The sequence below is a fragment of the Pantoea sp. JGM49 genome (assembly GCF_018257655.1).
GTDB classification, from domain to species: Bacteria; Pseudomonadota; Gammaproteobacteria; order Enterobacterales; family Enterobacteriaceae; genus Pantoea; species Pantoea communis.
Genome location: NZ_JAERJM010000006.1, coordinates 243649 through 256849 on the forward strand (window position 1 = coordinate 243649; position 13201 = coordinate 256849).

Here is a 13201-nt window from a genome sequence, read left to right on the forward strand (position 1 = left end):
CTCCTGTTAGTGCTCAAGCACGCGCGATAAGAATTGTTGAGTGCGCGGGTTCTGCGGATTAACAAAGATTTGCTCCGGCGAACCCTGCTCAGCGATAACGCCTTGATCCATAAACACCACGCGATCGGCCGTTTTACGGGCAAAGCCCATTTCGTGCGTCACCACCACCATGGTCATCCCTTCACGTGCCAGGCTGCGCATCACTTCCATCACTTCGCCAACCAGCTCTGGGTCAAGTGCGGAGGTGGCTTCATCAAAGAACATAATTTTCGGTTCCACCGCCAGCGCGCGCGCAATGGCGACACGCTGCTGCTGACCACCGGAAAGCTGTGCCGGATAGTGATGCGCGCGCTCCGCCAGCCCAACACGGGTCAGTGCCGCCATGCCGCGTTTGTTGGCTTCCGCTTCCGACAGTTTTTGCGCTTTAATCAGCGCCAGGGTGACGTTACCCAGCGCGGTTTTGTGCGGGAACAGGTTGAACTGCTGGAACACCATGCCGACATGGCCGCAAATTTCGCTGCTGCGCTTACGGTCGTGCAATGGCACTTTGTTAACCCATATTTCGCCGCCATCAGCGGTTTCCAGGCCGCTCATGATGCGCAGCACAGTGCTTTTTCCTGAGCCGGATGCACCAATTAACACCAGCACTTCGCCGGGTGAAACATCCAGACTGATCTCTTTCAGCACCTGAGTGGAGCCAAAGGATTTAGTAATGCGGCTCAGCGTAATCGCAGATTGGCTCATGATATCTGGCTCCTGGTTTGATGATGTTGAACCCAACGTGAAAGTGGGAAGCAGATGGCGAAGTAGAGCAGGGCAACCAGGCCGTAAATCACCACCGGTTGGCCGATGCGATCGACAATAGCCTGGCCCTGATGCATCAGTTCGGACATGCCGATCATGCTGACGATCGAGGTGTCTTTAATCAGCGAAAGATACTGACCGGCCAGCGGCGGCAACACGATGCCACGGGTTTGGGGCAATACCACGCTCATGAAGGTTTGACGTTTGGAAAGCCCGAGAATCCAGGACACTTCCCACTGTCCTTTCGGTACCGCTTCAATCCCGGCGCGGAACACTTCGGCGATATAGGCACCTTGATAGATGCTCAAACCGAGGATCCCGGCGGCAAACAGGTTGATCTCATAACCGAAGTAGGCCACGCCGAAGTAGATGAACATCAGCGTGATCAGCACCGGCGTACCGCGAAACAGCTCGGTATAGAGTACGGCGATCTGTTTGGCGACCGGCAATCGGCTGGTGCGCAACACGGCCGCCAGTAAGCCCAGTAACGTGCTGCCGATAATGGCGGCGATGGACAGCAACAGCGTGATACCCAGTCCTTTCAGCAGGATGGGGAAAGAGCTGATGATAAGCTCGCTCATAGCGCATTCTCCTGTTTCACTGGATTAGTCAGCCATTTTTTTGCCCACCACCAGGCGGACTTTTTTACCGGGGTCACCAGCGGCGGGTGGAACATGCGCCGTCCTGCCACCGTGCCCAGCCAGGAGAACAGATTGCTCAGCACCAGATAGACCAGCGCGACCACGCTAAAGGTCTGGATATAAAGCAGAGTGCGGGCGTTGATCACCGTGGCGGTGCCGGTCAGTTCTGGCAGGGCAATCGCAGAAAGCAGCGAAGTACCGAGCAGCAACTGAATCAGGTTGTTGATGATCGCCGGCCATACGGCGCGTGCCGCCTGCGGCAGCACCACGCTGAGAAAGATTTGCCTACGCGGGATGCCGAGAATATAAGCGGCTTCGAGCTGACCTTTTGGCACCGATTGAATCCCGGCACGAAAGGTTTCAGACAAGTAAGCGCCAACGTTGATGCCCAGCGCCAGCACACCGGCGGTAAAGGCACTCATGGTGATGCCCAGCGAGGGCAGGCCAAAGAAGATGATGAAAATTTGCAGCAGCACCGGCGTGTTGCGAATAAACTCGACGTAGCAGTGACTGATCCAGCGCAGGGGAGCAACAGGCGATGATTTCGCTAATGCCGACAATAAACCCAATGCTACCGCCAGCACGAAGGCCAGCAATGTCACCTGCAGTGTCAGCCATGCGGCCTCAAGAAAGGTGTCGGCATAGCGCCAGAGGGTTAGCCATTGATAACTCATGGTTTGACTCCTTCGAACGGCGCGGCATCAACTGCCGCGCCGCACATCAATCAATATTGCGGATTCAGCGGGTAACGTGGCTTGCTACCGAACCATTTCTGATACAGCTGGGCGTTTTCACCCGATGCATTAATCTCAAACAGGAATTCATTCAGATAGTTGGTCCACACCTGATCCCCCTGTTTCACACCGAAGGCGTTATATTCCAGTGGTACCAGCGCTTCGTTGGTCACGGTTAACGTCGGATCGAGCTTGGCCTGATAGGCGAGGAAGTTGTTGTCTTCGATCATCGCATCGGCTTGGCCCTGCTTCACGGCGAGAATCGCGGCTTGCGATGAATCGTATTCCTGGATTTTCACATCAATGCCGAGGTTACGGACTTCATCCCCGTTGGTTGAACCCTTCACCGTGGCGATAGTTTTACCGGCCATATCATGAGCTGATTGAATGCCGCTGTTTTTGCGCACCAACATCGCTTCACTCGCCACCACATACGGGTTGGTGAAGCCAATCTCTTTGGCACGTTCAAGATTGCGAGTAAAGTTACAGAACACCACATCCACTTTATTGGTTTGCAGGTTAGGAATACGGTTGGCGCTGGTGGTATTCACCATCTCCAGTTTCACGCCCATCTCCTTGGCCAGTGCTTTAGCCAAATCAACGTCATAACCATCCGGGTTGCCGTCTTTGTCATAAAAACCAAAGGGGGCAAAGCTCAGGCAGTCACCGACACGCAGCGTGCCGCGTTGCAGTACGTTCTGCAGGGCCGATTGCGGTGCGGCGCCAGCCTCTTTTTTTTCTTCGGTGGGTGTGCAGCCAGCTAAAACCAGTAACGCCAGCGCAGCGGCGCCGAATTTAAGCGATGTTGTGTTCATTTTATGCTCTCTATAAAATGGTTATGAGTCGGCGTAACACCGATATTTCACAGCAAAATGAAAAGCATCAATTAATAACAGGCTGTCCTGGTGTTGGCGAAGAAAATAAAAAATCGTCAGCCTGTTTTAACCGTAATAATTATTTACGATCGGCGCGGAAGCATTTCATATCCACTTCCACTTTGCAGTCGACCACTAAATCCTGCACGCTGCAAATGCGTGCCGGTGGATTTCCACTGAATATCTCACTGAATACTTTATTAAAGGAACTGAAGTAGCGTGCGTCGGTCAGCACGGCTGTGACGTGTACCACATCTTCCACGCGATAACCTGCCTCGCGCATGATGGTCAGGCAGTTATCAAATGCTAACTGGGTCTGTTCAATGATACCGCCTTCCACCACTTCACCGTCGCGCATCGGCGTCTGGCCTGAGATATACAGCCAGCCATCGGCCTCTACCGCACGGGCGAAGGGCAACATTTGCCCACCAGTGCCGGTCCCGCCTTCAATGCCATAACGTTTTATCGTCATGCAAATTGCCTCATTTCTGGAGTTGTTAGTCTGTCCGATATATCAGACTCAAATCTGCAATACCGGATAGGGCAAGATTTGCACAGTGGATTTGCTTTTGCAATATGTGATCGGCTATTTAATTTTTTGTGATGTAGTCGGGATCGCAAAATAAATTTATTGCGGAGTGTTCGTTTAATAAGAATGTGACCTTCGTCGAACATTTTTAATGTCAGCAAAAAATCGTTGCGCCAAAATGAGGCCCCAAAATAGGTCGCCATAATATAACGTCAGTGACTAATTTTTATTTTTACGGGGATGGGTAATTGTTGCATTGGGGTGTATGATGCTTTTCTTTTTTCATGTATTCCAATCGCACCAATGCAACAGGGGAGTAAGCGTATGCCGGATGAAAAACCGTCACGGGCGCGCGGTGTTGACCGGGTTATTGATATTTTCCGTCAGTTGCATATCGCCCGTCAGCCGATGGCGATGCGCGATTTGATCGATGCCACTGGCGCACCCCGATCCAGCGTTTATGAGTTGGTCAGTTTGCTCAGTGAAGCCGGGCTGGTGGAATTAGATGCAGATGGTGCGGTGTTTTTCGGTCGCGAGATGCACTATTACGGTGCGGATTACATGGCGCACAACGATCTGATCCGGCGCGCGCATCAGTTGATGGTCGAGATTGTGGCGCGCCATGGCGAAACAGTGCAGCTTTGTATGCTGGAGGGCAACAAGTACACGGTGGTGCTGTCCGAGAGCAGCAACGCGCACCCCTTCAAGATCACCTCAGATATCGGCGTACGCGTGCCCATCACCTGGACCGCGACTGGGCGTTTACTGCTGAGTAACTGGTCTGATAGCGCGATCCTCGATTTGATTCCAGAAGAAGATTACCGTCTGGCCAGCGGGCAGATTCTCGATAAGCAGGCGTTTCTCGATGAAATCCATCATGCCGGTAGGCTGGGCTATTGCATGACGGAAGGGCTCTCCGAAAGCTTTACCTGCTGTATGGCCGCGCCGATTCGCTCACGCAGCGGCCAGGCGGTGGCGGCGATCTGCTTTATGGTCAGCCGTGATACGTCGCAAGAGCGTCGGCAGATGCTGTTGCAGGAGTTGATTACCTCCGGGCAGAAGCTGTCCGATTTCACCTGACGCGCATTTCCCTGCTGCGGCGGCTTGCGGGCTGCCTGCAGGGAACGGATAATCCATCTGCCATCTGCCATCTGCCATCTGCCATCTGCCATCTGCCATCTGCCATCTGCCATCTGCCATCCAACCTTCATCATTCAACATTAACACTCGGTTACAACCCATTGTCCTGGCGTTTATTTTCGGCCCTTAAGGTTGTGTTAAGGTAATTGATAATAATAACTATTCTTTTTACCACGGAGTTTTAGGATGAAAACGCGCCTGCTACTGGCAATGGGATTACTGGCTTCCACGGCGGCTTCGGCTACCACTTACCCGTTAACCGTCACCGATATGGACGGCAACACGCAAACCATCACTAAAGAACCGCAACACATTATCCTGCAGGATGGCCGCGATATTTTGACGCTGGCGCTGCTGGATCGTGATGACCCGTTTAAGCGTGTGGTGGCGTGGAATAACCTGCCGAAGAAACAAGACACCCAAACCTGGGATCTGCTGAAAGGCAAATGGCCTGAAGCGACCAAAATTGTCGATATGGGCTTCAGCGACCAGGGCCAGGTCAATCTGGAAAGCGTGCTGGCGCAAAAGCCCGACATGATGATTGCCCAACTGCGCGCGAAACCGGCGCTGCAACAGTCAGGTGTATTGAGTACGCTGAATAATCTGCATATTCCCGTGGTGTTTGTAGATTATGAACTGCACCCCGCGCAAAACACGGCACCCAGCGTCACGCTGTTGGGCAAAGTGTTGAACCGTGAGAGCCAGGCTAAGGCCTATACCGACTTCTATCAGCAGAGGTTTGATCGCATCACCAAAGGCGTGGCTGAGGTGAAGAACAAACCGACTGTGTTTATTGAGCCGATTGCCGGTAACAGCGATAACTGCTGCTTCACTCACAGTCACAATGGCTGGGGCGGACTAGTCGAAGCCGTAGGGGGTAAGAATATTGGTTCCGAGCTGTTGCCGGGCAACGTGGGCTTTATCGCGCTGGAAAAAATTATTGCGATGAAACCGGACGTTTACATCATGACCGGTTCAAAGCGGCCTAACACCAACGTGCTGCCATTCGGCTACGGCGTGCAGCCGAAAGAGGTGAATGCCACTTTCCAGACACTGTTGAAACGTACCGGTCTGGCACAGATCGAGCCGGTGAAAAATGGCCGTGTTTATGGCGTTTACCATCATTTCTATAACCACCCTTACAACATCGTGGGGATGGAAATTTTGGCAAAAGACCTTTATCCGCAACAGTTTGCCGATTTGACGCCTAACGCCGACTTCCGCACCATCGTGCAAAAATTCACTAAGTTACCGGATGAAGCGATCAATCTAAGCTATCCCGATAACAAGTAATGCTTTGTAGCGGGCCGAAACGGCCCGCTTTTTATTTGCCTTAAACAACAATCTTTCTTCGACGCAATGACAACCGTAATTGTTATGTTATAACATATCAATTATAACGTTTGGTGTGGCATGTCACCGCACCTGCACTTGTCATGTTGAAGGAGTTGCAATGTCATCATTATCCCCGAATTTTAAAAAGTTGCCGGTTACTGTCCTCTCCGGCTTTCTCGGCGCGGGTAAAACCACGCTGCTTAACCATATTCTCAACAATCGTGAAGGTCGCCGCGTGGCAGTGATCGTCAACGATATGTCGGAAGTGAATATCGATGCCGCTCTGGTGCGTGAGGGCGGGGCGGAGTTGTCGCGCACCGATGAGAAGTTAGTCGAGATGAGTAACGGCTGCATCTGCTGCACGCTGCGTGAAGATCTGCTGCTGGAGGTTGATCGCCTCGCAAAAGATGGCCGTTTCGATAACCTGGTGATCGAGTCTACCGGTATTTCCGAACCGCTGCCGGTGGCGGAAACCTTTACCTTTGCCGATGAAGATGGTCAGAGCCTGTCAGAAGTCGCTGCGCTGGACACCATGGTGACCGTCGTGGACGGCTTCAATTTCCTGCGCGATTACGAATCCAACGAGAGCATCAAATCCCGCGGTGAATCGCTGGGTGAAGAAGATGAACGCACGGTAGTGGATCTGCTGGTGGATCAGATTGAGTTCTGCGACGTGCTGATTCTGAACAAAACCGATTTGATTGATGAAGCGGAAAAAGCCCGCTTGCTGGCGATACTGCATTCCCTTAACCCGCGCGCACGTGTCGTGACCTCTGAGTTTGGCAAGGTTGCACTGAATGAAGTGCTGAATACCGGTTTATTTGATTTTGATGCGGCCTCACAAGCGCCTGGTTGGTTACAGGAACTGCGTGGTTCACATACGCCGGAAACCGAAGAGTACGGCATTCGCAACTTTGTGTTCCGCGCGCGTCGTCCTTTCCATCCCACCCGCTTCGCCAGCGTCATTGAAGGCGATCTCAAAGGCGTGGTGCGGTCTAAGGGCTTCTTCTGGCTCGCCAGTCGTCCTCATTATGCCGGTTCCTGGTCACAGGCCGGTGGTGTGACGCGTCAGGGCTTAGCAGGCATGTGGTGGGCCAGCGCGCCGAAAGAGCGCTGGCCGGAAGATCCCGAGACGCTGGAATACATCATGCAGAACTGGGTCGAGGGCACTGGCGATGCGCGTCAGGAAATCGTGTTTATTGGTATTGAGATGGATGAAACTCGTCTGCGCAACCAGCTGGAACATGCGCTGCTGACTGACGAAGAGATGGCGCAGGGCCCGGAAAACTGGGCCGAATATCCGGACCCGTTTGAACCCTGGTTTCACTGAGGAAGATGAACGCGAGCAACCAGGCAGATCGTTGACGGTGCAATGAACTGAGCGCCCGGCCACATATTTCTGCCTGAGCGAAGCGCAGTTCCCCAGCGGGTACTTAGGCAGAACCTGGTTTAACGGAACGGCATGACGCCATGGATGGCAAACCCAGCCGCAACGTGCGGCAGCAAGAGGTCACGATGCAAAAAATCCCCCTTACCATTCTCAACGGTTTTCTGGGTGCAGGCAAAACAACGCTATTAAAAAGTCTGTTGGTTCAGGCGCACAAACAGCAACTTGCAGTCTGCGTCATCGTCAATGATATGAGCGAACTTGACGTCGATGGCGTGCTGATTGCCAACACTGAAATCGTCAACGCCAGTAAACACAATTTCATTACGCTCTCGGCCGACAGTATTAGCAGCCGAACGGGTATCGAAAAACTCGATGCCGCACTTGAGTCGATGCTCAACGCACATCGTCCGGATCTGATCCTGCTGGAAACCTCGGGCAGCAGCCATCCGTTGCCGCTGGTGCGTTATTTCCGCGACCATGCTGAAGTGCAACTCAATGGATTCTTATCGCTGGTCGACAGCGTGATGCTGAATGATGATTACCAGCAGGGCGAAGCGCTGATTCCTCGTTTGCAGGCCAATCTGACTCGTCACGAGCGGCGCATCGAGAATCTGCTGGCAGAACAAATCATGTTTTGCAGCCATCTGCTGCTCACTAAAAATGATCGGCTGCCGTCTTCCAGCATTACCCGCATTGCCCAGGCCATTCATCCACTCAATCCCTATGTGGCAGTGATGGCGGTATCGCGGGGAAATCTCTCTCTGAGTGAACTCATGGCGATGCCGTCCTACGATTTCGGGCGGGTCGCGCAGTTAATTGAAGAATTAGCGGATGAGGTGGATGCCATTGATCCCGGTGCGTGGCAAATGACTTCCGAAGTGATTCACGACGATCGTCCATTCCATCCGCAGCGATTGTGGGATACCTGCCACCACTTTATGGGCGCGGGCATCTATCGCAGTAAAGGCTTTTTCTGGTTGCCGACGCGCGATGATCTAGCGCTGTTGTGGAATCAGGCCACGGGCAGCATCAGTCTGGAATTTATCAGTTACTGGAAAGCGGGAATTCTGAATCATCGTGATAGTCCGCTCACTGCAGAGGAGCGCGCGGCGGTCGAACAGGCAGTGGCAAAAATGCCGGGGCGATTTGGCGATCGGCGCTGCAGTTTAACGGTGATTGGTGAACCGGATGAAGTGAAAGCCTTTACCGTCGCCCTGAAACGCTGCTTTCTTAATGAAGAGGAGCTTGCATGGTGGCAAAGTGGCGGCGAATTTGCCGATCCCTGGCCGCAGCGCGTCGCGCGTGTATCCGCCTGAGTTAGCCCGCCAGCGCACGCATTTGCGTACAGAACGGACACTGGCAGCCGGATACGGGCTTTAACAGCGCCGCATGCACTTCCGCCGTCGCCAGAGGCTGCGTCAAATCGACGTTGGCCACTGCGGTATCCGGCTTTTGCGCCAGTTTTAACGTATCAATCTTTGCCTGAAAGGCACCTGCTTTTGCCGATGCTATGGCGATAAGCAACAGAGGAACAGTGGTCTTCATCGCAGCAACCTCAATGAATGATTTGAAATGTGACGATATAACATTAACACGAAGCTGTTAAGGAATTTCAACATGACCAAACCTACATCAGCCGAGCAGCAAAACCTTCTCAGTATGCCGCCAGAAGAGTATATGAATCCTCACCAGAGTGAGTATTTTTTGCGCTTATTACGTTTTGAGCGTCAGGAACTGCTCGAACATATCGACTACCTGAAAACGCAGCTGCAACGCAGTGAACAGCAAGGAGATGAAGCGGACAAAGCGATACGCGAAGAAGAACTGCGCTTGTTGTTTCGCCAGATCGATCGTGAAAGTCGGCTGCTACCAAAAATTGATGCGGCAGTGCAGCGCATCCATCAAGGCGAATATGGTTACTGTCGTGATACGGGCGATCCCATTGGCCTGGCTCGCCTGTTGCTCCGCCCCACCGCAGAACTCTCCATTGATGCCAAGATCAAGCAGGAACGGGTCGAAGCGCAGTATCGGAAATAAAAATCACCCAGAGCACAGGCTCTGGGTGTTGATTACTGTGAACGTCCGAGCCACATTGACACTTCAACGCCGTCGTTAAAAGGCAGCGACAGATAGCCACGCCCGCTGTGCACATGTTCGAGATATTCGGGGCTGAAATCCGCATCATCGGCGACGATCAGCGCACCAGGGCGCAAATGTGGTTCAACCAGCGCCAGTATCTCAGGGTAAATTGCCTTGGCGCCATCGAGCACCAGCATATCGATGGCAGCAGGCAGGTCGCGGCTCAACGTATGCAGCGCGTCACCCACGCGCACTTCAATCAAATCACTTACGCCCGCATCGGCAAAATGATTGCGCGCCAGCGCCACCTTTCCCGGCTCAAATTCACTGGTGATGATCTTTCCGCCGCCGTTATCGCGTAACGCTGCCGCGAGATGCAGCGTTGAAATCCCAAAGGAGGTGCCAAACTCCACTATCGACTGCGCCTTGCTGCTGCGTGCCAGCATGTACAGCAACTTGCCGGTTTCACGCGACACCGCTAGTGGCACATTTTTCAGATGACCATAGAGTTCGAGATAATCTGTTTTGCTCTGCAACAGGCGATTTTGCTCTTCATCGGACATCACGCGGAAGGCTTCATTGGTCGGATGCGCCATATTGTCGGCCAGTTCGAACAGGTAGTTAAGCAGCGGCGCTAGGGGCGTGGAAGTTAAGGTAGTCATGACGATTCTCCGTGGATTAATCTGTGCGAACAGAATACGATGAATCATTCGCATTTCACTATTCGTGTTCAGGAGCATCAGGTGGCTGAACCCCGTAACGCTAAGATTTCAGAGAGAAAAAGGCCGAAGCAAGCCCGCTCCAGCGAGCTGGTTTCCGCGATATTGCAAGCGGCTACTCAGGTTTTGGAACAGGAAGGCGCCACGCGGTTTACCACCGCACGTGTGGCGGAACGGGCGGGTGTCAGTATTGGATCGTTGTATCAATACTTTCCCAATAAAGCGGCTATCCTTTTCCGCTTACAAAGTGAGGAATGGCAACGTACCGGCGATCTTTTAGGATCGATCCTGCGCAATCAGGATGTGCCTGCGGGTGAACGTCTGCACCAACTCACGCTCGCTTTCTTGCTCTCAGAGTGTGAAGAAGCGGCAATGCGGACCGCACTTAACGATGCAGCGCCGTTATACCGTAATGCACCGGAAGTGGCAGCCGCGCGCGCGGCGGGTGAAAACGTGATGAGTGACTTCCTGTATGAGTTATTGCCCCAGTTGGAAGAGAAACAACGTCTGCGCGCTGCGGACCTGATCAACAGCACACTGGGTAACGTGGGCAAGCATTTTTCCGAAACACCGCGCACTGAGGCGGAGATTCTCGACTACGCAAAGGACATGGCAGAGATGTTCTGTGTCTGGATCAGGGAAAAAGGGGCGGATTTGCAGTAAAAGATGGCACTGGAAATCTCTGAAAGCGGTTAACAATCTCATTATTACCATTCTCATTAATCCACACCGCGAGTAAGCTCTATGAAAACCTTTTCACAGCTGGATGGAATGCTGGTCAAACGATACGGGAGAGTAAGATGGCAGTAAAAATGATTGCGGTGGATATGGATGGGACTTTTCTCGATGACAACAAACAGTACAACGCTCAACGATTCGCGCGCCAGTACGCCTTGTTGAAAGAGAAAGGCGTTCGTTTTGTGGTCGCCAGTGGCAATCAATATTACCAGTTACAACGCTACTTCCCGGATATCAAAGATGAAATCGCCTTTGTCGCCGAGAACGGTGCCTGGGTGTCAGACAGCAATGAAGAGATCTTCTGCGGCGAACTGGCACCAGAACGCATCCATCAAATTTTGGATATTCTGGCTAAAGAGCCGGATATCAGCACCGTGGTGTGCGGTCGCAATGGCGCTTATGTGCACACCTCAATGCCGGAGGAAGTGATTGCGATGCTGGCGAATCACTATCATCGGCTGGAAAAGCGCGACAATCTGTACGATATCGATGACACCATCTTTAAGTTTTCGCTGAATCTGGCCCACGAAGGGGTGGATGCCCTGATGGATCGTCTGCACAAAGAACTGGGCGCGATTGAAAACATTATGCATCCGGTCTCCAGCGGCTTTGGTTTTGTCGATCTGATCATTCCTGGCTGCCACAAAGCGCACGGCATTGCGCTGCTGCAGGAAAAATGGGGCATCGACGATTGCGAAGTGCTGGCCATTGGCGACAGCGCCAATGACCTCGAAATGCTGCGTCAGGCGTGCTACAGCTTTGCGATGGCCAATGCAGCCGCATCCGTCGCCGCTGTTGCGCGTTATAAAACCGACAGCAATAACGACGAAGGTGCGCTTAACGTGATAGCACGCTTGCTGGCACGCGAAGAGCCGTTTGGCTAATCCCTCGCGGCAGAGTTTATCGAACCAGATCTAAACTTTTAGCTGGGCGATCGATTCTGCCGCTACCTTTATCACCTCAGGCCTCACGTCTCGCTAACCTTTTTTCCATCCTCTTAATCAGCGGTGGCAAGAGTAATGCGCTGCCGGCAACCAGCACCCAGAATATGATGGGTAGTGGGGCTGCTATCTCAAAAGTCATGGCCGAAACAAAAAAGGCGAGGGTGGTACTCAATGACATCAGCGCCGTTTGCAGGGACAGGAAACCAGCCCGACTGGCCTCATTTGGAAATCTCGTCGTCACACACGACACCACCACCAATCGTCCGTAAGCCCCGCTCAGAAACAGCCCCATGAATAATGCGCTGGCATGCAAACCTGTCATGGGAAGCAGCATGCTGACCAGTAATATCAGCGTTGAGACAACGGCTAAGGTGTAGCTGGACCAGTGAGCCAATAGTTTTCCGGTAAGCTTTGTCGCCATCAACCCAGCGATGCTACCGATGAAGAACAGCATGGGCAGCGAGGCGCTCACAGCCTGCATGTGTTGGGTCAATAAAGGCACTAAAGCAGGAATGATGAGCATAGGAGTGAATTGCGCGATGGCGTTCCCGCTGGCGAAAAACAACCATTCTGGCGTCATTGTTATCGATGATTTAGGGGCGATTTTGCGCGAGGCATCAGGAATAAACCCGGCAATAAGAAGCAAAGCTATCAGGCACAGCAAACCAATGAGTCTCGTTGCGCTATACCAGCCGAAATGTGTGCTCAAAAACAGCATGGTCGGCATCCCTGCAATGCTGACCACAGAGAAAGCGGCAATGACGGTGGCAATCATCCGTGCTCGTAATGCCGCTGGCGCGAGGCTGATTAATAAACTCATCCCCATACCCATGGTTGTTCCTCCCACTAAGCCCGCCATAAATCGTAGAACCAGCAGCAGGGTATAATCGCTCGTGAAGGTGATCAGCACCGTCAGAGCGCCTAAAAGCGCCATATTCCACAGTAAAAACCGTTTGGCGTTAACGCGGTCAATCCATTTCCAAATACATAACCCGGATAGCACTGAACCCAGGGTGTAAGTCCCCGTGACATAACCTGCATAAGTGACAGGCACTGAAAATTGAGACGCCATGTAGGCAAACAGCGGATTAAACATCATGTATTCGAGGGCATTCGTGAATTGAACAAAAGCGATAATCACAGCGATGCGGATCACAGCGAATGAACCTGATTGCGGAGTGAGGACAGGCATAGTTTGCTCCATTAAGTTACAGGAGGCCTAGTCTATTGCCCGTGCATCATTATGATTAGAGCGATAAAGTGAGAGGATTAA

15 protein-coding genes are annotated in these 13201 nt (G+C 52.6%); 7 read left to right on the plus strand and 8 right to left on the minus strand.

Going from position 1 to position 13201, the window contains the following annotated elements; genetic code table 11:
• Positions 1 to 6: 6 nt before the first annotated feature.
• From JK231_RS13010 to JK231_RS13030, 5 genes are all read right to left on the minus strand, one after another.
• The gene (locus JK231_RS13010) at positions 7 to 744 is read right to left on the minus strand and encodes an amino acid ABC transporter ATP-binding protein (RefSeq protein ID WP_034822369.1); all 738 of its coding nucleotides are present in this window, start codon (positions 742 to 744) and stop codon (positions 7 to 9) included.
• Positions 741 to 1385 (minus strand): amino acid ABC transporter permease, encoded by a 645-nt coding sequence (locus JK231_RS13015; RefSeq protein ID WP_045815500.1) that lies wholly within the window; start codon positions 1383 to 1385, stop codon positions 741 to 743. The genes JK231_RS13010 and JK231_RS13015 overlap by 4 nt, the downstream gene beginning before the upstream one ends.
• On the minus strand, positions 1382 to 2119 hold the full coding sequence (locus JK231_RS13020; RefSeq protein WP_045833600.1) for an amino acid ABC transporter permease: 738 nt from the start codon (positions 2117 to 2119) through the stop codon (positions 1382 to 1384). The genes JK231_RS13015 and JK231_RS13020 overlap by 4 nt, the downstream gene beginning before the upstream one ends.
• A 50-nt stretch (positions 2120 to 2169) precedes the next feature.
• Positions 2170 to 2994 (minus strand): transporter substrate-binding domain-containing protein, encoded by an 825-nt coding sequence (locus tag JK231_RS13025; RefSeq protein WP_034822375.1) that lies wholly within the window; start codon positions 2992 to 2994, stop codon positions 2170 to 2172.
• Positions 2995 to 3133: 139 nt separating this feature from the next.
• Positions 3134 to 3526 carry a RidA family protein gene (locus tag JK231_RS13030; RefSeq protein WP_058960439.1) on the minus strand — a complete coding sequence of 131 codons (393 nt, stop codon included), beginning with the start codon at positions 3524 to 3526 and terminating at the stop codon, positions 3134 to 3136.
• Positions 3527 to 3907: 381 nt separating this feature from the next.
• Here JK231_RS13030 and JK231_RS13035 point away from each other — a divergent pair, with 381 nt between their 5' ends.
• The 4 genes from JK231_RS13035 (at position 3908) to JK231_RS13050 (ending at position 8764) form a co-directional block, all read left to right on the plus strand.
• Positions 3908 to 4663, plus strand: coding sequence for an IclR family transcriptional regulator (locus tag JK231_RS13035; protein WP_097117651.1), 756 nt, complete (start codon positions 3908 to 3910; stop codon positions 4661 to 4663).
• A gap of 246 nt (positions 4664 to 4909) precedes the next feature.
• Positions 4910 to 6016, plus strand: a complete 1107-nt coding sequence (locus JK231_RS13040) for an ABC transporter substrate-binding protein (protein ID WP_097117652.1) — start codon at positions 4910 to 4912, stop codon at positions 6014 to 6016.
• 160 nt (positions 6017 to 6176) lie between these two features.
• Positions 6177 to 7388, plus strand: a complete 1212-nt coding sequence (gene zigA / locus JK231_RS13045) for a zinc metallochaperone GTPase ZigA (RefSeq protein WP_211728756.1) — start codon at positions 6177 to 6179, stop codon at positions 7386 to 7388.
• Positions 7389 to 7573: 185 nt separating this feature from the next.
• Entirely contained in the window at positions 7574 to 8764 is a 1191-nt protein-coding gene (locus tag JK231_RS13050) for a GTP-binding protein (RefSeq protein ID WP_097117931.1), read from the plus strand.
• A 1-nt stretch (position 8765) separates the two neighbouring features.
• Here JK231_RS13050 and JK231_RS13055 read toward each other — a convergent pair whose 3' ends face one another.
• Entirely contained in the window at positions 8766 to 8993 is a 228-nt protein-coding gene (locus JK231_RS13055) for a hypothetical protein (RefSeq protein ID WP_034822387.1), read from the minus strand.
• Between the two features lie 72 nt (positions 8994 to 9065).
• Between JK231_RS13055 and dksA the strand changes: the two genes are divergently transcribed.
• Positions 9066 to 9485 carry an RNA polymerase-binding protein DksA gene (dksA, locus tag JK231_RS13060; protein ID WP_160833145.1) on the plus strand — a complete coding sequence of 140 codons (420 nt, stop codon included), beginning with the start codon at positions 9066 to 9068 and terminating at the stop codon, positions 9483 to 9485.
• 32 nt (positions 9486 to 9517) lie between these two features.
• On the opposite strand, the gene JK231_RS13065 is transcribed toward dksA, so the two are convergent.
• Positions 9518 to 10189 (minus strand): O-methyltransferase, encoded by a 672-nt coding sequence (locus JK231_RS13065; protein ID WP_211728757.1) that lies wholly within the window; start codon positions 10187 to 10189, stop codon positions 9518 to 9520.
• A gap of 81 nt (positions 10190 to 10270) precedes the next feature.
• Here JK231_RS13065 and JK231_RS13070 point away from each other — a divergent pair, with 81 nt between their 5' ends.
• The gene (locus JK231_RS13070; RefSeq protein WP_211728758.1) at positions 10271 to 10909 is read left to right on the plus strand and encodes a TetR family transcriptional regulator; all 639 of its coding nucleotides are present in this window, start codon (positions 10271 to 10273) and stop codon (positions 10907 to 10909) included.
• A 137-nt stretch (positions 10910 to 11046) separates the two neighbouring features.
• Entirely contained in the window at positions 11047 to 11868 is an 822-nt protein-coding gene (locus JK231_RS13075) for a Cof-type HAD-IIB family hydrolase (protein ID WP_211728759.1), read from the plus strand.
• Positions 11869 to 11944: 76 nt separating this feature from the next.
• On the opposite strand, the gene JK231_RS13080 is transcribed toward JK231_RS13075, so the two are convergent.
• Complete coding sequence (locus JK231_RS13080) at positions 11945 to 13120, minus strand: MFS transporter (RefSeq protein WP_211728760.1); 1176 nt, start codon at positions 13118 to 13120, stop codon at positions 11945 to 11947.
• Positions 13121 to 13201: the final 81 nt, after the last annotated feature.